General features: G+C 40.6%; 26 protein-coding genes. 21 read left to right on the top strand and 5 right to left on the bottom strand.

Translation table 11 applies throughout. The annotated features are described in order from the left end of the window. Positions 1-147: 147 nt before the first annotated feature. Together H5181_RS12300 and suhB are read right to left on the bottom strand one after the other, a co-directional pair. Positions 148-552 carry a phosphate-starvation-inducible protein PsiE gene (locus tag H5181_RS12300; protein ID WP_041413049.1) on the bottom strand — a complete coding sequence of 135 codons (405 nt, stop codon included), beginning with the start codon at positions 550-552 and terminating at the stop codon, positions 148-150. A 270-nt stretch (positions 553-822) separates the two neighbouring features. Further along, positions 823-1,626 (bottom strand): inositol-1-monophosphatase, encoded by an 804-nt coding sequence (suhB, locus tag H5181_RS12295; protein ID WP_011637882.1) that lies wholly within the window; start codon positions 1,624-1,626, stop codon positions 823-825. A 150-nt stretch (positions 1,627-1,776) separates the two neighbouring features. On the opposite strand from suhB, the gene trmJ reads away from it, so the two are divergent. The 12 genes from trmJ (at position 1,777) to H5181_RS12235 (ending at position 13,981) form a co-directional block, all read left to right on the top strand. Further along, positions 1,777-2,499, top strand: a complete 723-nt coding sequence (gene trmJ, locus H5181_RS12290; protein WP_059746670.1) for a tRNA (cytosine(32)/uridine(32)-2'-O)-methyltransferase TrmJ — start codon at positions 1,777-1,779, stop codon at positions 2,497-2,499. Positions 2,500-2,517: 18 nt separating this feature from the next. Beyond that, positions 2,518-3,339: a serine O-acetyltransferase gene (gene cysE / locus H5181_RS12285; protein ID WP_011637880.1), complete on the top strand. Its 822-nt coding sequence runs from the start codon at positions 2,518-2,520 to the stop codon at positions 3,337-3,339. Positions 3,340-3,571: 232 nt separating this feature from the next. Continuing rightward, positions 3,572-4,033, top strand: coding sequence for a Fe-S cluster assembly transcriptional regulator IscR (iscR, locus tag H5181_RS12280; RefSeq protein WP_011637879.1), 462 nt, complete (start codon positions 3,572-3,574; stop codon positions 4,031-4,033). 81 nt (positions 4,034-4,114) lie between these two features. Then, positions 4,115-5,329, top strand: a complete 1,215-nt coding sequence (locus tag H5181_RS12275) for an IscS subfamily cysteine desulfurase (protein WP_011637878.1) — start codon at positions 4,115-4,117, stop codon at positions 5,327-5,329. 72 nt (positions 5,330-5,401) lie between these two features. Continuing rightward, positions 5,402-5,785, top strand: a complete 384-nt coding sequence (iscU, locus tag H5181_RS12270) for a Fe-S cluster assembly scaffold IscU (RefSeq protein ID WP_182751163.1) — start codon at positions 5,402-5,404, stop codon at positions 5,783-5,785. 14 nt (positions 5,786-5,799) lie between these two features. After that, the gene (gene iscA / locus H5181_RS12265; protein WP_011637876.1) at positions 5,800-6,123 is read left to right on the top strand and encodes an iron-sulfur cluster assembly protein IscA; all 324 of its coding nucleotides are present in this window, start codon (positions 5,800-5,802) and stop codon (positions 6,121-6,123) included. 56 nt (positions 6,124-6,179) lie between these two features. Then, positions 6,180-6,704, top strand: a complete 525-nt coding sequence (gene hscB, locus H5181_RS12260) for a co-chaperone HscB (RefSeq protein WP_182751162.1) — start codon at positions 6,180-6,182, stop codon at positions 6,702-6,704. A 72-nt stretch (positions 6,705-6,776) separates the two neighbouring features. Next, complete coding sequence (gene hscA, locus H5181_RS12255) at positions 6,777-8,636, top strand: Fe-S protein assembly chaperone HscA (RefSeq protein ID WP_182751161.1); 1,860 nt, start codon at positions 6,777-6,779, stop codon at positions 8,634-8,636. An 8-nt stretch (positions 8,637-8,644) separates the two neighbouring features. Further along, positions 8,645-8,980 (top strand): ISC system 2Fe-2S type ferredoxin, encoded by a 336-nt coding sequence (gene fdx / locus H5181_RS12250; protein ID WP_011637873.1) that lies wholly within the window; start codon positions 8,645-8,647, stop codon positions 8,978-8,980. Positions 8,981-9,152: 172 nt separating this feature from the next. Next, positions 9,153-10,049 (top strand): 30S ribosomal protein S6--L-glutamate ligase, encoded by an 897-nt coding sequence (gene rimK / locus H5181_RS12245; RefSeq protein WP_011637872.1) that lies wholly within the window; start codon positions 9,153-9,155, stop codon positions 10,047-10,049. 165 nt (positions 10,050-10,214) lie between these two features. Then, a complete protein-coding gene (ndk, locus tag H5181_RS12240; protein WP_182751160.1) occupies positions 10,215-10,646 on the top strand; it encodes a nucleoside-diphosphate kinase in 432 nt (143 codons plus the stop codon). A 797-nt stretch (positions 10,647-11,443) separates the two neighbouring features. Next, positions 11,444-13,981, top strand: a complete 2,538-nt coding sequence (locus H5181_RS12235; RefSeq protein ID WP_182751159.1) for a TonB-dependent siderophore receptor — start codon at positions 11,444-11,446, stop codon at positions 13,979-13,981. Between the two features lie 128 nt (positions 13,982-14,109). Here the strand turns inward: H5181_RS12235 and H5181_RS12230 are convergent, their stop codons facing one another. Next, positions 14,110-14,415 carry a TraR/DksA C4-type zinc finger protein gene (locus H5181_RS12230; RefSeq protein ID WP_182751158.1) on the bottom strand — a complete coding sequence of 102 codons (306 nt, stop codon included), beginning with the start codon at positions 14,413-14,415 and terminating at the stop codon, positions 14,110-14,112. Between the two features lie 399 nt (positions 14,416-14,814). Next, positions 14,815-15,759, bottom strand: a complete 945-nt coding sequence (dusC, locus tag H5181_RS12225; protein ID WP_182751157.1) for a tRNA dihydrouridine(16) synthase DusC — start codon at positions 15,757-15,759, stop codon at positions 14,815-14,817. A 327-nt stretch (positions 15,760-16,086) separates the two neighbouring features. Here dusC and H5181_RS12220 point away from each other — a divergent pair, with 327 nt between their 5' ends. The 7 genes from H5181_RS12220 to H5181_RS12190 all read left to right on the top strand — a co-directional run bounded on the left by H5181_RS12220 (position 16,087) and on the right by H5181_RS12190 (position 23,117). Next, a complete protein-coding gene (locus H5181_RS12220; RefSeq protein ID WP_182751156.1) occupies positions 16,087-16,509 on the top strand; it encodes a hypothetical protein in 423 nt (140 codons plus the stop codon). A 100-nt stretch (positions 16,510-16,609) separates the two neighbouring features. Beyond that, a complete protein-coding gene (locus tag H5181_RS12215) occupies positions 16,610-17,473 on the top strand; it encodes a DUF692 domain-containing protein (RefSeq protein WP_182751155.1) in 864 nt (287 codons plus the stop codon). Then, the gene (locus tag H5181_RS12210; RefSeq protein ID WP_182751154.1) at positions 17,473-18,234 is read left to right on the top strand and encodes a DUF2063 domain-containing protein; all 762 of its coding nucleotides are present in this window, start codon (positions 17,473-17,475) and stop codon (positions 18,232-18,234) included. The genes H5181_RS12215 and H5181_RS12210 overlap by 1 nt, the downstream gene beginning before the upstream one ends. Before the next feature lie 376 nt (positions 18,235-18,610). Next, positions 18,611-18,976: a YbaN family protein gene (locus H5181_RS12205; RefSeq protein ID WP_059746660.1), complete on the top strand. Its 366-nt coding sequence runs from the start codon at positions 18,611-18,613 to the stop codon at positions 18,974-18,976. Between the two features lie 134 nt (positions 18,977-19,110). Further along, positions 19,111-19,662 carry an adenine phosphoribosyltransferase gene (gene apt, locus H5181_RS12200; RefSeq protein ID WP_101088153.1) on the top strand — a complete coding sequence of 184 codons (552 nt, stop codon included), beginning with the start codon at positions 19,111-19,113 and terminating at the stop codon, positions 19,660-19,662. Positions 19,663-19,812: 150 nt separating this feature from the next. After that, positions 19,813-22,641, top strand: coding sequence for a DNA polymerase III subunit gamma/tau (gene dnaX, locus H5181_RS12195; protein ID WP_182751153.1), 2,829 nt, complete (start codon positions 19,813-19,815; stop codon positions 22,639-22,641). Between the two features lie 143 nt (positions 22,642-22,784). After that, positions 22,785-23,117, top strand: coding sequence for a YbaB/EbfC family nucleoid-associated protein (locus H5181_RS12190; protein ID WP_011637860.1), 333 nt, complete (start codon positions 22,785-22,787; stop codon positions 23,115-23,117). Between the two features lie 61 nt (positions 23,118-23,178). On the opposite strand, the gene H5181_RS12185 is transcribed toward H5181_RS12190, so the two are convergent. Further along, positions 23,179-23,451: a hypothetical protein gene (locus tag H5181_RS12185; protein WP_011637859.1), complete on the bottom strand. Its 273-nt coding sequence runs from the start codon at positions 23,449-23,451 to the stop codon at positions 23,179-23,181. A gap of 360 nt (positions 23,452-23,811) precedes the next feature. On the opposite strand from H5181_RS12185, the gene yegD reads away from it, so the two are divergent. Beyond that, positions 23,812-25,218: a molecular chaperone gene (gene yegD / locus H5181_RS12180; RefSeq protein WP_182751152.1), complete on the top strand. Its 1,407-nt coding sequence runs from the start codon at positions 23,812-23,814 to the stop codon at positions 25,216-25,218. A 332-nt stretch (positions 25,219-25,550) separates the two neighbouring features. After that, the gene (locus H5181_RS12175) at positions 25,551-26,018 is read left to right on the top strand and encodes a CreA family protein (protein ID WP_182751151.1); all 468 of its coding nucleotides are present in this window, start codon (positions 25,551-25,553) and stop codon (positions 26,016-26,018) included. Positions 26,019-26,137: the final 119 nt, after the last annotated feature.

Raw genomic sequence — 26,137 nt, 5'->3', positions numbered from 1 at the left:
TGTTTAGCTCATTATTGCCGTATTTACTATTATTTAACTTTCTGCTCTCTAGTAATTTTTAGCATAACTGCTTTGTTAAGCAAGACAAAATTACGATTATAATGCTAAGTCTTCGACACTCGGTATGTTGAGTGGCAGTTAAGATGATTAATTATCGTAGTCTTGATTTTTAGGGTAAGGCATTTTCAACTGACCCCAACGGATCACAATTACCGTGCCAGCCAGTAAAATCGTCGACAGTGAAATGGCTAAAATACGCCAATCTTCCATGCCTTTCATGTCTAAAATCAAGTATCGAGCCAAAGCCACAATCGCAATATAGAGTGGCATACGAATAGGCAGTTTACCTGATTCAATATAATTAACGACCATCGCTAAAACTTCAAGATAAATGAACAGCAACAGTAAATCTGCCAGCTCGACGGTTCGAATGGCAATCATGTGGAGAATTTCTTCACCAATAGCAAATACCGTTGCCAGTGCGATAATTAATAACACTAAATGTTCGATATTTTTTAAGGATTTTAGTCCTACTTTTCGCAGTAATGGCATAGTCATCTTCATTAATAAAATCAAAACACTATTATTGACGACTTCAAGTGAATTTCCCAGTGATCTGGGTCGATTTTTTGAGATAAACTGTGGTTTGCAGAATAAGTGGTTAATATACTCTCCACTCAATGTCGATATAGTATGATTTACGCCGTTATGAGTCGTTGGTTAGCGTTTTATCTTTACTAGGCTGAGAGTAATGCTATTGAATAGACATAAAAAAACCGCTAAAGCGATGCTCTAGCGGTTTGTCTAAATAAAGGTAAACGATTAACGTTTTAAACCTTCATTTAGTAGGGGACGCATAGTTTTAACTAATTGCGTGGTCACTTTTGGACTACCAGCCACAATGTTTCCTGAAACCATATAGTTGTGTCCGCCCATAAAGTCAGTAACAGTACCGCCAGCTTCACGACAAATTAAGTCGCCCGCAGCAATGTCCCATGGCTTAAGACCAATTTCAAAGAAACCATCTAAACGGCCTGCAGCGACGTAAGCTAAATCTAATGCAGCAGAACCACCACGACGGATATCAGCACATAATGGGAATACTTCACCCAAAATAGCCATATAGCTTTCAGTGTGTTGACGTGCTTTGAATGGGAAACCGGTACCAATCATTGTGCTGCTCAAATCATTTACGTTGGTTACACGTAAACGGAAATCATTGAGCTTAGCGCCTTTGCCGCGAATCGCTGAAAATAATTCTTCACGGACAGGATCGTAAATAACGGCAACTTCAATTTTGCCTTTATATTGTAATGCGATAGATACGGCAAAGTGAGGAATACCACGAACGAAGTTGTTAGTGCCATCCAAAGGATCAACAATCCAAATGTAGTCTTTATCAGTACCACGGTTTTCACCGTTTTCTTCACCAATAATGGTGTGGTCTGGATAAGATTTACGAATTTGATAAGTAATAGTTGCTTCTACTTCCTTGTCTACACTAGTCACAAAATCATTAATACCTTTACTGCTTACCTCAACACGGTCAAGTTCAGTATAGGCGCGCATAATAGTTTGGCCCGCAGCGCGTGCAGCGCGCGTGGCAATAGTCAGCATCGGATGCATTGCAATCCCCTGGATGTTAAAGAACGAGTAAAATAGCGCCCGCATTATACTTAATTTGACAGTTATATCAAATGCAGATTTTCATATAACGTAATTTTTAACGATTGTGTTAATATATGGATAATATTTTTAGCTAAAAGAAAGTGCTACATGCTCAGTAATATTCGTGTTGTTTTAGTTGGTACCTCACACCCTGGTAATATTGGCTCTACTGCTAGAGCAATGAAAACCATGGGCTTATCAAATTTATATCTCGCAGAGCCAAGAGCTGAGCCTGATGGGCAATCGATAGCACTTGCTGCTGGTGCGTCAGATATTCTGAAAAACCTGACGCGAGTTGATTCGTTAGAAGAAGCCATAGCCGATTGTAGTCTGGTCATTGCCACTAGTGCACGCAGCCGTACTCTTGACTGGCCGATGCTTGATCCTCGCGAAGCGGGTTTAAAACTCACTCAAGAAAGCTTAAATGGCCCTGTTGCTATTGTTTTTGGACGTGAAAATCATGGCTTGAGTAATGAAGAGTTACAAAAGTGTACTTACCATGTGGCTATTCCGGCAAACCCAGAATATAGCTCGCTAAACTTGGCTCAAGCAGTACAAATTATTTGTTATGAAACTCGAGTCGCGCATCTAGCGCAAACAGAAACACCCGCTGTATCGGATGAATATCCATTAACCTCTGAGCTAGAACGTTTCTTTGTCCATTTAGAGTCGACGTTGTCTAAAACAGGGTTTGTGATTAAGAATCATCCAGGACAAGTGATGACTAAACTTCGTCGTTTATACACTCGTGCACGTATTGAAGCACCAGAGATGAATATTCTTCGTGGTATTTTGACTTCCATTGATAAGAAAATGGATAAACAAGATTAAGCAGTAAAGGAACATACCATGGGCGTCATCGATAGGTTAAAAGAAGACATTGAATCGATTTATCATCGAGATCCTGCCGCAAACAGTACCTTAGAGATAATATTTAATTATCCCGGTATGCACGCGATTTGGATCCACCGTATTAGTCATAAACTGTGGCTCGCTAACTGGCGATTTACAGCGCGTTGTTTATCAACATTTTCACGTTGGTTAACCGGTGTTGAAATTCATCCAGGGGCGACGATCGGTCGACGTTTCTTTATTGACCATGGTATGGGTGTCGTTATTGGTGAAACCGCCGAAATAGGTGATGATTGCACTCTTTATCATAGCGTTACTTTGGGCGGGACCACCTGGCAGCCAGGTAAACGTCATCCTACCTTAGGTAATAATGTGGTTATTGGTGCCGGGGCCAAAGTACTTGGGCCGATCACTATGCATGATGGTGCTCGTGTTGGTTCTAATTCTGTGGTCGTTAAAGATGTCGCAAGCGATCATACTGTCGTGGGGATTCCTGGACGTGTAGTGGCTTCGCCAACCAACCAATCAAAAGAAAAAACTGAACGTCGCACCGAAATGGCCAAAAAGTACGGCTTTGATGCGTACGCGGTGTCACCAGACAATCCAGATCCTGTTGCTAATGCGATTGGACAAATGCTTGACCACATGCATTTGATGGATTCTAAAGTACAAGAATTGTGTAATGCCATCCAACAAATGGGTGGCGAAGTCTGTACTAAAAAATTACCAGAGTTAACCGTTGATGCATTCGATGAGGCTTCTCGAGAAGCAGCCACTAATCGTAAACATGACATTGATAAGTTCGACCCGAGTATTTAACAATCTGTAAGTCATTGTAGATTCAAGTCAAATAAATGACCGATAATGCGATTAATTTCCTTGTCGGCATTGAATCTTACAAGATAAAAAGGTTAAATACGCCCTGCGAAAACATGGACCTTTTTGTTATAAGCAATGCCATAATACCCGAGTGTTTTGGTAGGATTAATACTTGACTAAATTACTAGGGTATGTTGAAATTACTGCATACTTTTTGGGAGCAGTACAAGTTATGAAACTTACATCAAAAGGTCGCTATGCAGTGACAGCTATGCTGGATGTTGCGATTCACTCTGCTACTGGTCCTGTACCTTTAGCCGATATTTCTGAAAGACAAGGTATCTCTTTGTCTTATCTTGAACAGCTCTTCGCTAAGTTACGTAAACATGGTTTAGTGTCGAGTGTCCGCGGACCCGGTGGTGGTTATCGTTTAGGCTTAGAAGCCGTCGATATCTCAGTTGGCATGGTCGTGCATGCTGTTGATGAATCTGTAGACGCCACTCGTTGTCAAGGAAAAGGTAACTGCCAAAGCGGTACTCGTTGCCTAACCCATTCTTTATGGGGTGACTTAAGTAAACAAATTTCAGATTTTTTAGATGGTATTTCTCTTGCAGGTTTGATGCAAAAGCGAGACGTAAGATTTATCTCGTTAAAACAAGATGAAATACAAAAGGAACATAGAGTGAGTTTGTAACTCGGCTATGTTGATTGAATATAATTATTATTTGTACGTTGTATGTAGCCTCATCTGAGACTGCTAAGTACGGAGTGTGTTATGAAGCTTCCTATCTATTTAGATTATGCCGCAACAACCCCTGTAGATCCGCGTGTCGCAGAAAAAATGATGCAACACATGACAATGGACGGCGTGTTTGGTAACCCAGCATCGCGTTCACATCGTTATGGTTGGCAAGCAGAAGAGGCGGTTGATGTCGCCCGTAATCAAGTTGCCGATTTAATTAATGCTGATCATCGTGAAATAGTCTTCACTTCAGGTGCAACAGAATCAAGTAACCTTGCGATTAAAGGTATTGCCCATTTTTATCATAAAAAGGGTAAGCATATTATCACCAGTAAAACTGAGCATAAGGCAACGTTAGACACTTGCCGTCAGTTAGAGCGTGAAGGTTATGAAGTTACTTACCTTGTTCCTGATGCTAATGGCATTATCCCAATGGAACGTTTAGAAGCGGCGATGCGCGATGACACTATTTTAGTCAGCATTATGCACGTAAACAATGAAATTGGTGTCATCCATGATATCAACGCAATTGGTGAATTATGTCGTTCAAAAGGCATCTTTTTCCACATGGATGCGGCACAAAGTGCTGGCAAAATACCAATTGACGTTCAAACCACCAAAGTTGATTTGATTTCGATTTCTGGCCATAAAATGTATGGACCAAAAGGTATCGGCGCATTATATGTTCGCCGTAAGCCACGTATTCGTCTTGAATCGCAAATGCACGGTGGTGGACACGAACGAGGTATGCGCAGTGGCACGTTAGCAACACATCAAATCGTCGGTTTAGGTGAGGCTGCTGCTGTTGCTAAACAAGACATGGCTGCTGATAGCGCGCGCATTACTCATCTACGCGATAAGTTGTGGAACGGTATTAAACACATCGAAGAAACTTATATCAACGGTGATATGGAACAACGCTACAGTGGTATTTTTAACGTTAGCTTCAACTTTGTTGAAGGCGAGTCGTTAATGATGGCCTTGAAAGACTTAGCGGTTTCTTCAGGTTCAGCCTGTACTTCAGCAAGTTTAGAGCCAAGCTACGTATTACGTGCATTGGGTTTAAATGATGAAATGGCACATAGCTCAATTCGTTTCTCTATTGGTCGCTTTACGACCGATGAAGAAATTGACCACGCTATCAAAACGATAACTGAATCTATCGATAAGTTACGTGAAATGTCTCCATTATGGGAGATGTTCAAAGATGGTATCGATTTAGAGCAAGTTCAATGGGCACATCACTAATTTAATCTTGTTAAATGAGTGTAATACCATTAAATCGTAAACTGATAACGACACAGATTTTGGAGCAGTATCATGGCTTATAGCGAAAAAGTAATCGATCATTATGAAAACCCACGTAACGTAGGTTCATTTGATAAGAACGACCCATCAGTAGTCACTGGTATGGTTGGTGCACCAGCTTGTGGTGATGTAATGAAGTTGCAACTTAAAATTAATGCCGACGGTATTATTGAAGATGCAAAATTCAAAACCTATGGTTGTGGTAGCGCAATTGCATCTAGCTCATTAGTAACAGAATGGGTAAAAGGCAAAAGTGTTGATGAAGCTGCAACAATTAAAAATGCAGATATCGCCGAAGAGTTAGCATTGCCGCCGGTTAAAATTCATTGCTCAATTTTGGCTGAAGATGCCATTAAAGCAGCAATTGAAGAGTATAAAAGCAGACAAGTTAAGTAATACCTGGAGTTAAGATGGCAATTTCAATGACCCCCGCTGCGGCTGATCGAGTTAGATCGTTTCTTGCTAATCGCGGGAAAGGCCTCGGCTTGCGCCTTGGGTTGAGAACATCAGGTTGTTCAGGAATGGCATACGTCATTGAGTTCGTTGACGATCTCAATGACGATGATGAACTTTATAATATCGAAGGTGTAAATATCATCATCGATGCTAAAAGCTTCATTTATTTGCAAGGTATTGAACTTGATTTTGTCAAAGAAGGCCTAAACGAAGGTTTTCAGTTCAATAATCCTAACGCAAAGGGTGAATGTGGTTGTGGTGAAAGTTTCACCGTTTAATCATTGTTCGCCTAATTAAGCCGTTTTATATCAAACAGTAAGCATGATATCTGCCCATGAATTATTTCGATCTGTTTAATGTAGTACCTGCCTTTGATATCGACACCGCCTTACTTGCAGAGCGCTATCGCGAACTGCAACGGGCGGTTCATCCCGATAAATTCGCTAATGATACCGAGCAACAAAAGCTACTATCAGTTCAGCGAACTGCACAAGTTAATGATGGTTATCAAACATTAAAAAATCCCCTACGCCGTGCTGAACACATGTTGAGCTTGCGTGGAATTGAATTAAGTCACGAAACTACAACATTGAAAGATGGTGCATTTTTGATGCAGCAAATGGAGTGGCGTGAAGCACTTGAAGACATCAAAGATAGTAGTGATCCACAGTCATCAATTGATGAACTGTATGAGTCGTTTGGTGAGTTTGAGTCAACATTACTGACTAAACTGGCGACGCTATTGCTTAGTGATGAAAGTGCAGATGCTTTATTAGCGGCAGATCAAATTCGTAAGTTAAAGTTTATGGCAAAATTACATGATGAGTTAGCCCGTATTGAAGATGGCTTGCTCGATTAAATAGCCCTAAATTCTAAACCTTATTATTTATGATTAGCTTGGCTAATCGATAACACAACAAGTTGGAACACTATGGCACTGTTGCAAATTGCAGAACCTGGCCAAAGCGCCGCACCGCACCAGCATCGTCTTGCTGTTGGGATTGATCTTGGTACCACCAACTCACTTGTTGCAGCGGTAAGAAGTGCTCAAGCATTAACTTTACCAGATGAGCAAGGTCGTCATTCGTTGCCGTCTGTAGTGCATTATGGCGAAAGCAATGTGCTAGTAGGCTATGAAGCTCAAGCAAAATCTGCTTTAGATCCACAAAATACCATCGTTTCAGTCAAGCGTTTTATGGGACGTAGCCTCACTGATATCCAGTCTGGTGTTCATCGTTTACCCTATGAATTACACGCAAGTGAAAACGGCTTACCGGTGTTCACTACGCCTATGGGACAAGTTAATCCTATTCAAGTGTCTGCCGAAATTTTAAAACCTTTAATTGCGCGAGCTGAAACCACATTAGGTGGTGAATTAGAAGGCGTGGTGATTACCGTACCTGCGTATTTTGATGATGCACAACGTCAAGGTACCAAAGATGCTGCTGAATTATTGGGTGTTAAAGTATTACGTTTATTGAACGAACCCACTGCTGCAGCCATTGCTTATGGATTAGATTCAAAGCAAGAAGGTGTGATTGCCATTTACGACTTGGGCGGCGGTACTTTCGATATCTCGGTTTTACGATTAAACCGTGGCGTATTTGAAGTGTTAGCCACAGGTGGTGATTCTGCATTGGGTGGTGATGATTTTGATCACTTACTCGTGAGCCATTTACAACAGGCATGGCTGATAACAGAACCAGGGAGTCAATTAGCACGTCAATTACTGATTGAAGCTCGCCGAGTGAAAGAAGCGTTGACTGACTATGACAGCGTTGAAGCTTCTGTCGTCATGGCTGATAAAACATTAACTTGCACTGTTGATAAAAGCTTATTTAACGAGTTAATTGGCGCATTGGTGAAAAAAACCATCGGCAGTTGTCGTCGTACTTTACGTGATGCCGGCGTGAGTGTGGATGACGTTATTGAAACTGTGATGGTCGGTGGTTCAACCCGCGTACCATTGGTTCGTGAACAAGTTGAAACTTTTTTCAAAAAGACACCATTGACATCAATCGATCCTGATCGTGTTGTCGCCATTGGTGCAGCGATTCAAGCTGACATTCTTGTTGGTAATAAACCTGAATCCGATTTGTTACTGTTAGATGTGATTCCATTATCGCTTGGCGTTGAAACCATGGGTGGCTTGGTTGAAAAAGTGGTTACGCGTAATACCACTATTCCTGTTGCACGCGCACAAGAGTTTACCACGTTTAAAGATGGTCAAACGGCCATGGCATTCCATGTGGTGCAGGGCGAACGAGAGCTTGTTGAAGATTGTCGCTCGTTGGCTCGTTTTACCTTACACGGTATTCCACCTCTAGCGGCAGGTGCAGCGCATATTCGAGTGACATTCCAAGTGGATGCTGATGGTTTGCTTAGTGTTACTGCGATGGAAAAATCCACTGGGGTTAATACATCAATTCAGGTTAAACCGTCATTTGGTTTATCGGATACTGAAATTGCCACCATGTTAAAAGATTCGATGAAGTATGCGAAAGATGACATTACTCGTCGTATGCTGGCTGAACAAAAAGTTGAAGCGGCGCGGGTGATAGAATCACTGAATGCAGCTTTGGCTAAAGATGCTGCGCTTCTGGATGAGCAAGAACGCGAAGAGTTAGTTGTGGCTATTGCCCAACTTGATGCCGTAGCACAACAAGATAATATTGATGCCATTGAAAAAGCGATTGCAAATCTTGATGATAAAACCCAAGATTTTGCATCAAGACGTATGGATAATTCTATTAGAGCGGCGCTAAAAGGGCAGTCGGTCGACAACATATAGGTGAAATGATGCCACAGTTAGTATTTTTACCCCATCAAGAACTTTGTCCAGACGGCGCAGTACTTGAAGCAGAAGTGGGTGAGACCATTTTAAACGTTGCACTGCGTAACGGTATTCATATTGAACATGCGTGCGAAAAGTCATGTGCTTGTACTACATGCCATGTCATTGTGCGTGAAGGTTTTGAACAGCTTGAAGAAAGCGATGAGTTAGAAGACGACATGCTAGATAAAGCATGGGGCTTAGAGCCTGAAAGTCGTTTATCTTGCCAAGCTAAAGTTGTAGATTGCGATATGATTATCGACATCCCTAAATACACCGTTAATATGGTCAGCGAAGGTTAGTTTTTGCTGAGCGAATAGTGCATCAATCATCCCATTTATAGCGGGTAATTGATCACAAAAAAAAGAGCCAATCTATCAAGATTGGCTCTTTTTTTATCTGTGGTCATTCCAGTCATTGATTTTAAATAAACTCAGCGTATGATGCGCGAAAATTCCAATTTTGGAGCACTCTGTGCGCATCGCAATACTGTCTCAAGGCCCGCAATTATATTCTACTAAACGCTTAGTTGAAGCTGCATTAGCTAGAGGACATGAAGTCAAAGTTATTAATCCATTAAAGTGCTATATGAATATCAATATGACTAAACCTAGCATTCATATGGCGGGTAAAGATCTGGGTCATTTTGATGCTGTTATCCCTCGTATTGGTGCTTCAGTGACCTTTTATGGTTCTGCAGTATTACGTCAATTTGAAATGATGGGCGTATATGCGGTTAATGGTTCAATTGGAATTGCGCGTTCACGAGACAAATTGCGTTCAATGCAGCTGTTATCTCGTCAAGGAATTGGGCTACCTATCACTGGTTTTGCCAATAAACCCAGTGATATCCCTGATTTGATTGATATGGTTGGTGGTGCACCTTTAGTGGTTAAATTGTTAGAAGGTACTCAGGGTATTGGCGTGGTATTAGCCGAAACTCGTAAAGCCGCAGAGAGCGTGCTTGAAGCCTTTATGGGACTCAAAGCTAACATTATGGTGCAAGAATATATTGCTGAAGCACAAGGCGCTGATATTCGCTGTTTTGTGCTGGGTGATAAAGTGATTGCTGCAATGAAGCGCCAAGCAAAGCCAGGTGAGTTTCGCTCTAACTTACACCGTGGCGGCAGTGCTACTTTGGTTAAATTAACTCCTGAGGAGCGATCAGTCGCGCTTCGCGCTGCAAAAACAATGGGGTTAAATATTGCTGGGGTTGATTTATTACGTTCTAACCATGGTCCGGTTGTGATGGAAGTTAACTCATCTCCTGGTTTAGAAGGCATTGAAAAAGCGACTCAAAAAGACGTTGCCGACGCCATTATTTGTTTTATGGAAAAGAATGCCAACAAGTCCATCAAGTCAGCACAATAATATTTAGCGATTAGCAATAGAGCATAAATTGGGTCATGTTAATAAAAATGATTCAATTTAGTGATGAAATATCACCGTAAAAGCGGATAAGGCTAGGAATATATGGCTAAATTACGTATAATCCGCGCGAATTTTTTAAACTTGCTCACATTAAGGAAGCTAGTTATGGCGATCGAACGCACATTTTCTATTATCAAGCCAGATGCAGTTGCTAAAAACAACATTGGCGCTATTTACAACCGTTTTGAATCAGCTGGTCTTAAGATCATTGCTTCTAAAATGGTACAACTATCTAAAGAACAAGCTGAAGGTTTCTACGCTGAACATAGCGCACGTCCTTTCTTTGGTGCTTTAGTTTCTTTCATGACTTCTGGTCCAGTAATGGTTCAAGTGTTAGAAGGCGAAAACGCTGTTCTAGCTAACCGTGAAATCATGGGTGCAACTAACCCTGCTGAAGCTGCTCGTGGCACATTACGTGCTGACTATGCTGCAAGCATCGACGAAAACGCAGTTCACGGTTCTGATGCAGTTGAATCAGCAGCACGCGAAATTGCTTATTTCTTCAGCGCTGACGAAGTGTGCCCACGCACTCGTTAATCGTTGCTGTAAGTTGATAAAAAAGGGGCTTCGGCTCCTTTTTTGTGTTCGCTCTTCAGATGTTTATCACTTTGTTTGTTTGATAACGACTTCTTTGAGCTTAAATAGATCATTTCATTGTATTGCATTGACTAAAAAAACTACATTTAATTAACAATAATGTTGCGAATTAGTGTGTTGATGTGGTGTTAAACAAAGTCTCCGCAGCCTCTGTCTGAAAGTTCCTCATTTTATATGAGATTTCACATAATTTACTTCTTCGTCTTATAAATAACTACGCTCATCTAGGTCGGTTTCAGCGTATTTTTGAATAAAACTAGCCAATAAAAATTTTAATCCGTTACTTTGTGCATAAATACTCAGGAATACTGAAATGTCATTCTGATTGTTTTTACAACAATTAATCAATTAATTTTATAATAATGAAAATTAATTTTTGATGCATTTTGTGATCAATTGTTTTTAAATTGTTATTCATGTTTTTCTTTTGTATTTATATATGAGTTTATTTGTTTTTTTATAGTCTTTAATTTGTATTTTTATTTGCGGTTTAAAATGTTAACAATCTTGATAAATACCGTTAAATTCGGTAACTGTTTGATTTTAAATGAATCAGTTTATGTCAAATTAATTATCAATTGCGATGTTAAATGTGATGTTGTTCACATGTTGCCCTTATTGACTAAAGGTTTTTTATTCATTAATAATGTTTTTCAATAATTGGCACTGACCAATTATTCATAATTAAAAATATAACGACTTGTTTTATTTTATATCAAGTTATAGGGAGTTTATTCATGAGTTCAGTAACATTAACTGCTAAGGCAATTCGCCGTAGTTTACTAGCAGTAGCAGCAACAAGTGTCGCGACAACAGGCTTATTTTCTTCAGCAGCATTTGCTGCCGATGAGCAAAAAGTTGAAAGAATCGAAGTCACCGGTTCTCGTATTCAGCGTCAAGACATGGAAACTGCTTCTCCAGTTACCATTATCTCTGCAGAAGCTATTCGCGCAGAAGGTTTCACTTCAGTTGATCAACTACTTCAAGCTCAAACGTCAATGGCTGGTGCTGCTGTTGGTTCTAGCACAAACAACGGTGCAGATGGTGTAGCACAAGTTGATTTACGTGGTATGGGAGCCGCACGTACTTTAGTACTAGTGAATGGCCGCCGTATGGTTAACTCAGGTTCAGGTGCAGATAGCTCTGTTGATTTGAACTCTATTCCAGTAGCAATGATTGCACGTGTTGAGATCTTAAAAGACGGCGCCTCAGCTGTTTATGGTTCAGATGCGATTGCTGGCGTAGTGAACATTATTACCAAGAAAGATTTCGAAGGTTTACAGTTGGACGTTAACGGCAGTGGCACCGATAAAGGTGATGGCGAAAACGGTGACGTAAGTATGCTTTACGGTTTCAATACCGATGGCGGTAACTATACAATTGGTGCAGCTTTCTCTGACCGTCGTGATATTGTGCAGTCAAACCGCGATTGGACTGAATTAGCGACAAGTGGCATTATTCCTACAGGCACGTTGGAAGGCTTATCAAGAGACTCTAGTGGTAACTGGGTTCCTCGCGCTGATCTTTATGAACGTTATGACTATACCCAAGATAGCTACTATCAAACACCGAGTGAGCGTCGTAGCTTGTTTGCGAATATGACACAAGAGTTAGGTAATGATGTCGTATTAACTGCAGATGCTATTTACACTAATCGCCGTTCAAACCAACAGCTAGCGGGACAGCCTGCACAGATTTATTTAGATGTGTGCGGTCAACCAGATGTCGACCCTCTAAACTGTATGACGATTGACAGCAGCATGACAGCGGCTGGCATTGAAGCTAATGATGACGGTCAAGTGTTCTATGCAAGACGTACCAAGGATGTGGGTCCTCGTATATATTCTCAAGATACAAATACATGGCGCATGTCTGCAGGTTTAGCAGGATTACTTGATGTACACACCGGTATGAACTGGGATGTTTCTTACACTTTTGGTAAGAACGAAGCGTCAACTTCAGTTGATAACTCTATCAATGCAAATGATATGATCAACTCAATCTATGCTGATCAAGATTCATGGTTTTCTGGCGCGCCGTTAACTCAAGATCAAAAAGATGCTGTAGGATATTCAGAGAAAGCTAACGGTGGTAACGAGCAACAAACTCTGTCTGCTGGTTTAAATGGTGAGCTATTTGAATTGTCTGCAGGTGCTGTTGGTTTTGCTATCGGTGCTGAATACCGTCGTGAAAGTGGTTTCTACAATCCAGATCCAATAGTGGTCGCTGGTGAAAGTACTGCTGCACAACAAGATCCAACTGAAGGTGAGTACAACGTTATCTCTTTTTTCCAAGAGGTTAGCGTACCTTTCACTGAAAAGTTAACTGGTGAATTTGCATTGCGTTATGACGATTACTCAACATTCGGTAAAGCGTCTACTTGGAAAGTCGGTTTAACTTATGAAGCAACTGATGATTTGATGCTTCGTACAGTAGCTGCCACTGGTTTCCGTGCTCCAAGTGTATCTGAATTGTATGCTGGTAATTCAGGTTCATTCGATTACCTAACAGATCCTTGGTTATCAGAAGCTGATCAACCAGGTCAAATATTAGTTAATCGTACATCAGATCCTGATCTAAAACCTGAAGAGTCAGAATCATACACTGCAGGTCTAGTGTACTCACCAAATTATGTTGAAGGTATGTCTGTAACATTAGATTACTGGCGTTTCAAAGTTGATAACGCAATTGCGCGTTTAGACACTCAGGCTGGTTTAGACGATTGTAAAGCTGGTAAAGCGTCTGCTTGTGAAACTTTTAATATCACACAAGAAGGTGATTTACGTAGTTTAACAAATGCGTTAACTAACGTGGGTACTCAAGATACTAGTGGTGTTGACTTTAACTTAGCCTATAACTTTGAAGGTTTAGGTTTAGATTGGAAAATTAACAATGACATGACTTATCTGCTTAATTTCGAGCAAGATGGTCAAGATTACACTGATACTATCGACGGTAACTTTGGTGCTTACGCGAAAGTTCGCAACAACTTTAGTGTTTCAGCTGGTCAAGATTCTTGGACTGTAATGTACTTCAACCGTTATGTCGGTGAGATGACTGATTTAGCAGAAGGCACAGATGTTGATTCAATTCTGTACCATAATGTTTCAGGTACTTATTATGTTACAGACATGATTACTTTAACCGCTGGTGTTAAAAACTTAAGCGACGAAGAGCCATCACGTGTTTCTAATGGTAGCGATGGCGGTACTGTTCCTGAAGTGTATGACACTATTGGTCGTCAGTACTTCGGTGGCGTAACTGTTAAGTTCTAAATAACGATTTAGTTATTGAGCTAAACATCAGTCAGTGTGACAACTACATTGTCTGACATAAAAAGGCCTACATTATTGTAGGCCTTTTTATTACGTTGATTTTATGTCGCGAATAAAGCAAAGCATGGCTAATGATTTAAGCGTAATTCATGTCGATGTTCTCGACGGAATTTCTGTTCACAGTCTGTACAACGTTGTTCGGTCGGATCGGCGATTAAGCGGGGCGGCTCTATGTCCACTTCACAATCTGAACAAAGACCATATAAACCCAATTCAAGCTGGCAGTAAGCAGCATCTAGCTTCATGAACTTAGTGAAAATATCAGTATTGATTAGTTTGACTTGTGGCAAGTAATCAATCACTTTTCCAAGAGGGGTTTCCATTGAAATATGAGCAACTTCAGTAGCTTTTAATGAATCCTTTATGATTAGCATTAACTCATGTCTCAAAATAAGTTCAAGATGTTGAAGTTTTTGCTGTATGTCCTGAGTGTTGTGCAACTGAAATAACCTTAACTGACAATGCCAATGTAGAATTTCTATTTTAGGCACAAATAAAGCAGACGTTATGATGAAGATCAATTCTCGATAAGATTTCTGCGATAAAAACATGAATAATAATTTATCATTTATTCATGTTAATAATTATTATTGTCTGTCTGGGCGTTAAGCTAGGGTTGATTTTTGCGTCAATATGGTGACTGAATCTCTGTCGATTGAAGACTAAGAATCGCTTATAGTTGTGTAGGATTAACAGAGTTGATAACCTTGATGACACATTTCCATCAAGGTTGATTTAATCCGAAATAGTATAGTTGGTGCGTTGTTGCAAGCTTATATAAGCGACCTGTGAGCATGCTGTAAAACCTTAACTATTTCTTCCGTTGTTTTGAACACTCGTAGCTCTCTAAATAGAGCATCCGCTTCAGGGTATTGACGGTTTAAGTAACTAAACCATTGTTTAATCCGTGAAGGATAATAGTCAGATTTACGACCATTAAGTTCTTTGTCGGTATAGGCCATAAGTAAGCTTAAAGTTTGTTGCCAACTGAATGGGGTCGCGCCGGTTTTAATCGTATCGCCTAAGTTAGGCAAAGAAATAGCTCCTCGGCCAATCATTATACTGTCACAACCAGTGACATCCATGCATCTCTGAGCATCAGCGGCATTCCAAATCTCTCCGTTAGCGATAACAGGAATTGGCAGGCGCTGTCTCACTTCAGTAATGTATTCCCAATATGCCGGAGGTTTATAACCATCGGTTTTACTGCGAGCATGAATAGCGAGCTCTGTTGCGCCAGCCTCATACACGGCTAAGGCATTTTCCATAAATAGCGATTTATCTTCGTAGCCTAAACGGATTTTAGCTGTAACAGGATGCTCAGAGGGTACTGCGTCGCGCATGGCTTTGACTATATTGTAAATATTCTCAGGATATTGAAGTAATACTGCGCCGCCTTTGCTTTTATTGACCGTTTTAGCTGGGCAACCAAAATTTGCATCAACACCATTTGAGCCTAGCTCTATGGCTCTTATGGCATTTTGTGCCATCCACTCTGGTTCTTGTCCTAACAACTGTACACGTACAGGAGTTCCTGATGCGGTTAGCCCTTGATGAAGTAGCTCAGGACACAGTTTATAGAACACTTTATCTGGTATGAGTTGATTGACGACTCTGACAAATTCAGTCACAACCAGGTCAAATGGATTGATGGCAGATAATATTTCACGCATATGGTCATCAACCACACCTTCCATTGGAGCTAAAATAACGCGCACAGTACACCTTGCTGAAGTCAAAAGTGCGCTATTTTAGCGTGTTTACTATTTGATATCAGTACTAACATTGCTATGCGCGTTTTTTTGTCGATTAACTAAACAAATTCCTACTAATAATCATATTGATAGCGATCTTGTTGTATTTATGTTAAATATGTATAGCGTTAGTTTGAGGTTTACCTAACAAGCATTTGTGTTAAATAAATAGACATTTTTCACGTTTTTTTAATTTTTTTGCAATAAAATTTACTTACTGCAGGTCTCTTTAACCAAGCCGGCAATGATGTTGGTCACCATACACAATCAAGATATAGGAAGATAATTATTATGAATTCAATCAAACAAACTACTTTAGCGGTTGCATTAGGTTCTGTTGTAATGACTGCTGGCTTTTCTGCTCAAGTAGAAGCTAACCCATTTGGTTTTCAACAATTAACTTCTGGTTATCAAATTGATGGCGGAGAAGGCAAGTGTGGTGAAGGTAAATGTGGTGCCGACAAAGCTAAAGAAAAAGCTGTTGAAGGTAAATGTGGCGAAGGAAAGTGCGGCGGTGATAAAATGAAGTCTGCTGAAAAAGCGGCTGAAGGCAAGTGTGGCGAAGGCAAATGCGGCGGCGACATGAAAAAGTCTGCTGAGAAAGCGGCTGAAGGCAAGTGTGGCGAAGGCAAATGTGGTGGCGACATGAAAAAGTCTGCTGAGAAAGCCAAAGAAGGTAAATGTGGTGAAGGTAAGTGCGGCGGTCAGAAATAATTCATGACTTCTATTTGATAATGCTTTGGCTTATCTGACACAATTAAGGCCTGATATTCAGGCCTTAGTTTTATCTGCTTTTTATTTTAAAGGACGCATTATGTCTATTCAGCATCGCAACACACCGGGTCAGGATAGTGTCGGTTTAGGACTTCGCCGTGAAATGCTGGATGAATTTTGTCAGCAGGTGCCATCTGCCATTAATTTTTTCGAAGTTGCACCTGAAAATTGGATGACATTAGGTGGCAAGTTTGGGCGTCAGTTTAAACAATTAACGGAACAACACGCTTTTTTCTGTCACGGGTTATCGTTATCCATTGGTAGTCCTGAACCGCTTGATAGTCACTTTGTACAAAATATAAAACGCTTTTTAGATGAGCATAATATTGAAGTGTATTCAGAGCATTTAAGTTATTGCTCAGGTACTGGCCATATGTATGATTTGATGCCAATCCCATTTACTGATGATGCAGTCATCCATACCGCTAAGCGGATAAAGCAAGTCGAAGACATACTCGAGCGTCCGTTTATTTTAGAGAATGTGTCATTTTATGCGGCGCCTGGTGCGCAAATGACCGAACAAAAATTTGTTAATGCCGTACTGCAAGAGGCCGACTGTAAATTACTGCTTGATGTAAACAACATTTACGTTAATTCAATTAACCATCAATACGATGCAGCTGCTTACTTAGCAGCGATGCCTACCAAACGAATCGCTTATCTGCATATTGCAGGGCACTATGAAGAAGAGGCCGACTTAATGGTTGATACTCACGGTGCGGATATTATCGATCCAGTATGGGCCTTATTGCAGCAGTGTTACCAATTACATGGCGTGCACCCGACCTTGCTTGAGCGTGACTTTAATATTCCTAAAACAGACATACTTCTTAATGAGATTAATCAAATTCATCAGTATCAACAAAATGCCTTAACGCAGCAGTCAATATTGAGGAAGGCATAATGGGTTTCATTGAAGTACAACAACAATTTATGGACTATATCCGCGATCCTAGTTTGCCATTGCCCGAGGGGATTGAACCTAGGCGCATGAAAATCTATCGAGAATTATTTTTTAATAATATTGCAGGTTTTGTGTCGAGTGCGTTTCCGGTGCTGAAAAGTGTATATCTGGACGAACAATGGCAGGCTTTAGTACAGCAATTTTTTGTCACCCACGATTGTAAGACACCAATATTTGTTGAAATAGCCGGTGAGTTTTTAGCGTTTTTACAACATGAATACCAGATGACAGAAGATGATCCTGTTTTTATGTTGCAGTTAGCACATTATGAATGGTTAGAATTATGTGTCGCCGTCGCGCCAGATACTCCCGCTGCTCAATCGATCAATACCATCGAACTAAACCAGCATAGGTTATGCCTAGCAGCTTGTGCCAAAGTGGCGCAATATGCCTTTGACGTTCAGCATATTAGTGTTGACTACCAACCTATAGAGCCGACAGCACAAGCGAACTATTTTTGTGTATTTAGAGGTGTTGATGATGATGTCGCATTTTTACAACTGACACCATTAAGTGCGCAAGTGTTAGCTTACATTGAACAAATGACTCATTCTCAACAAGGTGTAACAGTCGATGCCATTATAAGTTGGTTAAGTGAGCATTACCCACAAATGCCAAATGACACTTTGTTGTCAGGCTGCTTACCTTTATTGCAACAACTGGCACAAAAGGGCATCGTTATTTCATCAATCGAGTCATAATAGGCATAATATATTTAAGGTTTTTATTTTGTGAAGATGTGTCTAAAATAAGCCACTTTTTGTGATCGGCTTCACGTCTGTTGTCGCGATGCTAACTGAACAGTTGGCACAAAATAACAGATGAAAGATGTAAGTTATCGCAGTCAAAACATAACCTTAATGTAGGAATAATCATGAGCCAGCCGTTTAAAGACCCGTTTAACATCTTTTATTTTATTGGTTTTATTTTGGTTTTATTAATTCCAACATTGCCCGCGAGTCTTTCATGGTTGAAAGCAACAGGATTAATTTAACGCTTACTTCAGGTTAACCTGTCATGATATTGTCTTATTAAACCACTCAGATAGAGTGGTTTTTTGTTTGTATGAGGGCGCATATGGCGGTGAAACGCGGATTTTTTCTCATTATTGGTTTGTGCAGTCTAGTGTTAGGCATTATTGGCATTGCACTGCCTTTATTACCTACAGTGCCGTTTATATTATTGGCTGCGTTTTGCTTTGCTCGTTCTAGCGATCGACTTCATCATTGGCTAATCAATCACCCTTGGTTTGCTGAAGGTATCTCTCAGTGGCAATCTAAACGTGCGTTGAGCCGATCGCTAAAGAGAAAAGCCATGTTAATGAGCGGCCTGAGTTTTGCTATTAGTATCATGATAGTACCGATAGTATGGGTGAAAATTATGTTGTTGTGCATGATGCTTATTTTATTATTTTTCTTGTGGCGGATCCCAGAGTTAGAATAATAAATAGCCTGGTTAATGCATGCCTGTTGCAACTGAGATTAAACGGGCATAAGATCACACCAGTATTTTTACCAGAGTCCACCATTGACGTGGACTTTTTTATTGCGTAATCACTTTCAGACAGAGTTAACTACATTATGATGAACCAAGACAGTTTAGCGCTTATTAAGCAGAGCATTAAAACCATTCCTGATTATCCAATACCAGGCATCATGTTCCGTGACGTCACCAGTTTGCTTGAAAATGCAGAAGCTTATAAAGCCACTATTGCGATTCTAGTGGCTCATTATCAATCAAAAGGTTTCACTAAAGTGGTTGGTACTGAAGCGCGTGGTTTTTTATTTGGCGCACCATTAGCGTTAGAGCTCGGCGTCGGTTTTGTACCTGTGCGTAAACCGGGTAAATTACCCCGTAAAACCATAAGCCAAACTTATGATTTAGAATACGGTAAAGACACCTTAGAAATTCATGTCGATGCAATTAATGCTAATGATAAAGTGCTCGTTATTGATGATCTATTAGCCACCGGTGGCACGATTGAAGCTACGGTAAAACTTATTCGTCAATTAGGCGGTGAAGTGAGCCATGCTGCATTTGTTATCTCATTACCAGAAATTGGTGGCGAGAAGCGTTTACAAGGTATGGGAATAGAAGTATTAAGTTTATGCGAGTTTGACGGCGAGTAAGTAAAGTAAAATAAACTGCCATTTTATTAAGCAGTTAACTAAGTTTTACTCTATCAAATGCTTGCTCAACAATAGCATGCCAGCCCTTGGCATGTTATTGTTAACCCCTTTAAAGGGATTGACTCCCGATAGCTCTCTGTGGGGAATTTCATGTCTTACCAAGTACTCGCCCGCAAATGGCGTCCAGCTAAATTTGAACAAATGGTCGGCCAATCCCATGTATTAATGGCATTAACCAATGCATTGAGCCAACAACGTTTACATCATGCTTATCTGTTTACTGGTACCCGCGGTGTGGGTAAAACCAGTTTGGCACGTTTGTTTGCTAAAGGTCTTAATTGTGAAACAGGCGTTACTGCTACGCCGTGCGGTGAATGTTCTAGTTGTATTGAAATTGCCCAAGGCCGATTTGTTGATTTAATTGAAGTCGATGCCGCTTCCCGCACCAAAGTTGATGATACTCGCGAACTTCTCGACAATGTACAGTATCGCCCATCCCGTGGTCGTTTTAAGGTGTACTTAATTGATGAAGTACACATGTTATCGCGCAGCAGTTTTAACGCACTGCTAAAGACCTTAGAAGAGCCTCCAGAGCACGTTAAGTTTTTATTAGCGACTACTGATCCGCACAAACTGCCGGTTACTGTGCTATCTCGTTGTTTACAGTTCAATTTGAAAAGTTTATCGCAGGACGAAATTAGCAAGCAACTTGAGTATGTCATCACTCAAGAACAATTACCCTTTGAGCAGCAAGCACTGAGTTTATTAGCCAAAGTGGCTAATGGCAGTATGCGTGATGCGCTCAGTTTAACGGATCAAGCGATAGCGTTCGGCAGTGGCCAAGTGATGCTTACACAAGTGCAAACCATGTTGGGCAGTATTGATGAGCAACATGTGCTCGCGTTATTAAAAGCCTTGTGTGATGCCGATGTTGGGCCATTAATGCAAACAGTGGCAAAAGTATTGGCATTTGGCGCAGATGCCGAAGAAGTACTACGCAGCTTGTTAGAATTATTACATCAAATCACCTTAACTCAATTTGCCCCGGCTGCTGCACAACAATCGCTGTTTAGTGAGCAAATTTTGGCATTCGCGCAGCAATTAGCGCCAGAACAAGTACAGCTTTATTACCAAATGCTGCTTAACGGCCGTAAAGATTTACCCTTTGCTCCCGATCCTAAATCGGGCTTGGAAATGGCACTGCTTCGTGCGGTAGCCTTTACGCCCGAGAAACAAGTAAAACGTTGGGTAACAACGACACCTGCTAATATTGATTTAAGCGTTATCGATCACGCATCAACTTCAACGCAAGAGGTCATTGAAACAGGCCCAAAGCCTGATGTTCTGCCTCAAGCGCATAATGGTTCTACGACAGCAGCACCCGCTATTCAGGCTGAATTGTTGTCGACTGTTGAAGATGCTGATCTTCTCGACGATATCGCTGTTGAGCCTTCGTTGGTGGCTGAGCAATCTTTATTGTTGGACCAAGCACAAAGCTTAGGGTTTGATTCATTGCTGCTAGAAAGTGTCGATATGCACACTGACCAGCTTGTTAATGATGATGCCGAAGCTGACGTTGTTAATGCAACTTCATCTGATAATGTTGTTCATAATGCTGATACTGAAGCAACGGTTGAATCCAATACTGAAAATTTGGCTAATGATATTACCGAGTCTGAAGAGGTTGCAGAGCAACCTACATTAGTGCCGAGTAAAGCAGACACCAATACAGTAGAAAATAGTCAATCCAGTGATAGTGCAGATAATAGCTCACTTGATGCCTATTCCTTTATGGATTATGACGAAGCAGACGATCCGTCAATGGAATATCAACCCTCGGATCATGACGAATATGTTGCGTTTTCGGTTTCAAACGAGATAACTGAAGCTAACAATGTTACTGAAGCTTCGGAGTCGATGTCTGAACCGAAAACGGTTAATCATCTTGTTGACAATAACAGCGACTTGATGAGTGATAATGCTCGTCAAAACCTCACTAGCGCAGATGATAACTTAGACGACTTTTTAGATGAAGTGTTAGCCAGCCGAGATTCTCTCATTGCAGATGTTGGTGTATTACAGCAACAAGAAGAACTTGCCAAAAAAGAGTCTACAAAAACAATCAGTTCTAGAGTGAGCAAAGCGGCTGCGGCATCAACATCAACAACGGCCGCTAATGAGTCTTCTGATAAGTCAGAACAGGCTGAGTTTAGCGCACCTACAGCCAACGAAGCATCATCTGTAACGCTCAACGGAATAGACAAGTCTAAAGTTGTGGCCGATTATGATAGGCCTCCTTGGGTCGCGCCCAAAGAGGGTGAGATCGTTAATGCGTTTGCAGATATTAATCAAGAGACTAAACCCGCAGTTGAAGCAACATTTCAACCATCGAGTTCAGTCAGTCAGCAAGCTGGTCATCAACATCAAAAACCGGCCAGCGCACAAATAACCCGTTCACTGGCTGCTGATCCGCAAAACATTAATGCAGAGCCGGTGATTCAATCTAATGTGCTCGCCAAATTTGAACCACACAGCATTCAAGGCGATGAAGTTGATTTACATTGGTATAAAATAATGACTAATGTGTCCGTTGGCGGAAGGGTTAGGCAATTAGGGGTGAACTCCGTGTGCCCAACATTGTCAAACCCAATAGTATTGGTGTTAAAACCAGACCAGAAACATTTGTCTGCGCAAACTGCTATCGATCAATTACAAGTGGCATTATCTGAGTACCTTGAGCGACCAACTGAAGTTGAAATCCAGATTGGTGTGGTGCAAAAACGAGAAACACCACTTGAGTTACGTAAACGTTTTCATCGGGAGCTTATTGCGCAAGCGCAACAATCTATTTTGCTTGATGACAACGTTCAGTGGATGATCCAACACTTATCGGCTCAGTTAGACAGTGACACGATTGAATATCCATCGGAGCAACTAGGGCAAATAGCGCAGGATATTGCACTCATCAGCGTTTCATAAGTACACAAATAGGGTGGTTTTACAGAAAATGAATATATCTTCATCTCAAAAATGTATCTGTAATATTGCCAATCGATTTTATTTCAGTAAGATTGTCGCCATTATGACGACTTGCTAACAACCTTAATTAGAGAGAGACGACTATGTTTGGTGGAAAAGGCGGTATGGGCAATTTAATGAAACAAGCCCAAATGATGCAAGACAAAATGGCTAAAGTGCAGGAAGAAATTGCACGCACAGAAATGACGGGTGAAGCGGGTGCTGGCTTGGTTAAAGTAACCATGACAGGTAACCACAATGTGCGTAAAGTTGAAATTGATCCAAGTTTGATGGAAGACGATAAAGAGATGTTAGAAGATCTTATCGCCGCAGCGTGTAATGACGCAGCTCGTCGTATTGAAGAAAATCAAAAGACTAAAATGGCCGAAGTGACTGGTGGTATGCAATTACCTCCTGGAATGAAAATGCCGTTTTAATCGTGCCGTGAATCAATAAAAAAGCTCAAGCATTAATGCTTGAGCTTTTTTATTTCCAGCCTTAAACCGCTTTCATCGCAGCTTGTTGGTCAATAATCACATAGCCTTGTGCTTGGTAATCATTAATGCATTGCTGAAACTTATTTTCAAGTTTAACTTTATCAAAAAAGCCTAAAGCATAAGAGTCGCATTTCACTTTCATTTTTTGATCATTAATCAATAGAGTTTCTTTTTTCAATTCAGCGAAACCTAATGAGTATGCGATTTCAACAAATTTGAGGTTGATAAAGTAACCTAGTACGACAGCAACAATAATGATGATGATTTTTTTCACAATAAAGTCCTTAATATTATTCTATATATCCATGAGTAATTCATCTAGTTATAGCAACTGGCATGCCAAAATAAAAAATATTTGTAATCAATGAGTTATTTATATTTTACTCTGTAACTTAGCCATTTTACTTATTAAGTAATGATCTTGACCAGCCTAAATCGACAATGTAGATAACTTCTCTTGCGCAGATTCATGCCGGCATATACTCAATGTAAAGTATTTAAACATTCACTCAAAGTAAAAAAAAGTTAAGTATTGATACTTACCTTTAGATAAAACAGTGATAAATGGTTTAGCAAGTGGCGTAAGTGTGTTATTTTGAGCGCTTTTTTCGATTAGATGACAGAAGGTAAGTCAATGTTTGTTGGATTTGATTACGGCAGTGCCAACTGTGCGATTGGGGTAATGATTGATGATGCGGTATCGTTATTACCATTATCAACTCATTCGGATTTTATGCCTTCAACGTTGTACGCAATGGATCGCGAGCTTATTGCCGAGGCGGTATACCAAGGATTACCAGAACACTTAAAAGCAGAGTACTCTCATTTGCGCAGTTCTCAGTTAATGCGTGCAAAACTAATGCGTCATGAGCTTGATCTGTCGCCCAATGAACAAGCTGTGTTTGTTGGCCAAGCTGCGATAGATGCTTATTTAGACATGCCTGAAGAAGGTTTTTATGTCCGCTCTCCAAAGTCTTTTTTAGGTGCCAACGGATTACGTGTTGAACAAATAGCCTTATTTGAAGACATTGTCACCTTGATGATGCAACATGTGAAAACGTTAGCTGACAAAGCGTTAAACGCGAAATCGCTTAGCTCGGCCAGTCATGCGGTGATAGGCCGACCAGTTAATTTCCAAGGCATAGGTGGCGAAGACAGTAATCAACAAGCTGAAACCATTTTACGCCTTGCGGCAACTCGCTCAGGCTTTACCGATGTTAGGTTTTTATTTGAACCCTTAGCCGCAGGTATGGATTTTGAGTCAAACCTAAGCGATGACAATACCGTGTTAGTAGTCGATGTTGGCGGCGGTACGACAGATTGTTCAGTGGTGAAAATGGGGCCGTCTTACATTAAACAACAAGACCGCAGCCCAGACTGTTTTGGGCACTCAGGTCAACGGATTGGTGGTAACGATTTAGATATTGCGTTAGCGATGACTGGGTTGATGCCAAGTTTTGGTGCCGATACGTTAATGATTAACGGTAAACCTATGCCAAGAACGCCTTTTTGGAACGCGGTGGCCGTCAATGATATTAGTGCCCAACGTGACTTTGTTAGTTTACCCTCTCGTAAGTTAGTTGAGCAGCTAATCAAAGAAGCGCAGCAGCCTGAACTATTAGTTCGTTTGCAAAAAGTACAAAAGAACCAAATGAGTTATCAAGTGGTACGCCAAGCTGAAGCGGCGAAAATCAGTTTGTCCGACAATGACACCATTCAATGTTCGTTAGATTTTATTGAAAAGGGGCTGTTAGTCCCGTTAACCGCAGCACAGTTTGAGCAAGCCATTAACGATCCTTTAGCGAAAGTTGAAGCGTTAATGAAACAAGCAATGCAAACGGCTATAGCTAAAGCAGAGCAACAAGATTGTGATATGCCAACCACTCCTAATATTGTGTATGTAACAGGCGGTACTGCAAGAAGCCCGGCAATATACAATAAAATCGCAAGCGTCTACCCCAATGCCAAAGTGGTGGTGGGTGACCATTTCGGTTCGGTAACTGCAGGCTTAACCCGTTGTGCTCAGAGTGCCTTTAACTAAAAAACATTACACTTAGCTTGTAAAGAGCGGTGATTATGTTAAAAGCGGATCTTTATACTAATGGTTGATTATTAAAATAATCATAGAATAGTAACAAGCTTGCTTTGCCAGCCACAAATATGGTCAATTAATTTGATTATCGTGCAAACCATAATGAAAAAATATTGGTCATTATGGTTTGCTGTGGCGTTCTGTGGTCGTGACAACGTCAATGTGGACTTATTGTTTATTCCAGGCTTATCTTTAATAGTTTGCTTGTAATGACATAACTCATGATTTCTATCTCCGTCTATTGTGATTATATAATCTCATAATATTACAAGGTGTTACCGATGAAAAAAATACTAATAGCGCTATGTTTAACGACACTTGTTACCGCTTGTTCTGACAATGAAGTCGGTGATGTTTCACTCGGAATGTTTACTACACAAGACATAAAGCTGAATATTTTAAAAGATGAAATTGTATCTGGTGTCACTTGTCACATCGCCTCAATAGAAGAAAACCTCAGTTTTTCTGACCCAAGTGATAGTTCTATTTCTTGCAGACAAACGGGTGAGATCACTACTGATATGATTGCTAAAATAGATAAGAGTAAATCAGGTGAGGTTGTGTTTAAAAAATCAAAAAGTATTTTTTTCAAAACCATGAAAATTAGAAGAATATTTGATGCTGAAAATCAAACTCTAATGTATGTTTCTTACTCTACCAAAGAAACATCGGGCAGCTTCAAACACAGCCTTTCGACAGTTCCACTTTGGGGAACCAAGGCTTATATTAAGCCTACACAGGCCCACTAAGAGCAAAGGTCTCTCTTTGGTTTCGCGCGTGCTCGTATGCATTTTATACCGTCCCTTTATATGGTTGGAGCAAGGGTAAACAGGTCATTCAATTAATTGATTTTACGATGAATCATTAA

The sequence above is a fragment of the Shewanella sp. SG44-2 genome (genome assembly GCF_014164215.1).
Taxonomy (GTDB): domain Bacteria; phylum Pseudomonadota; class Gammaproteobacteria; order Enterobacterales; family Shewanellaceae; genus Shewanella; species Shewanella frigidimarina.
This window is presented reverse-complemented; position numbering and strand designations above follow the sequence as displayed.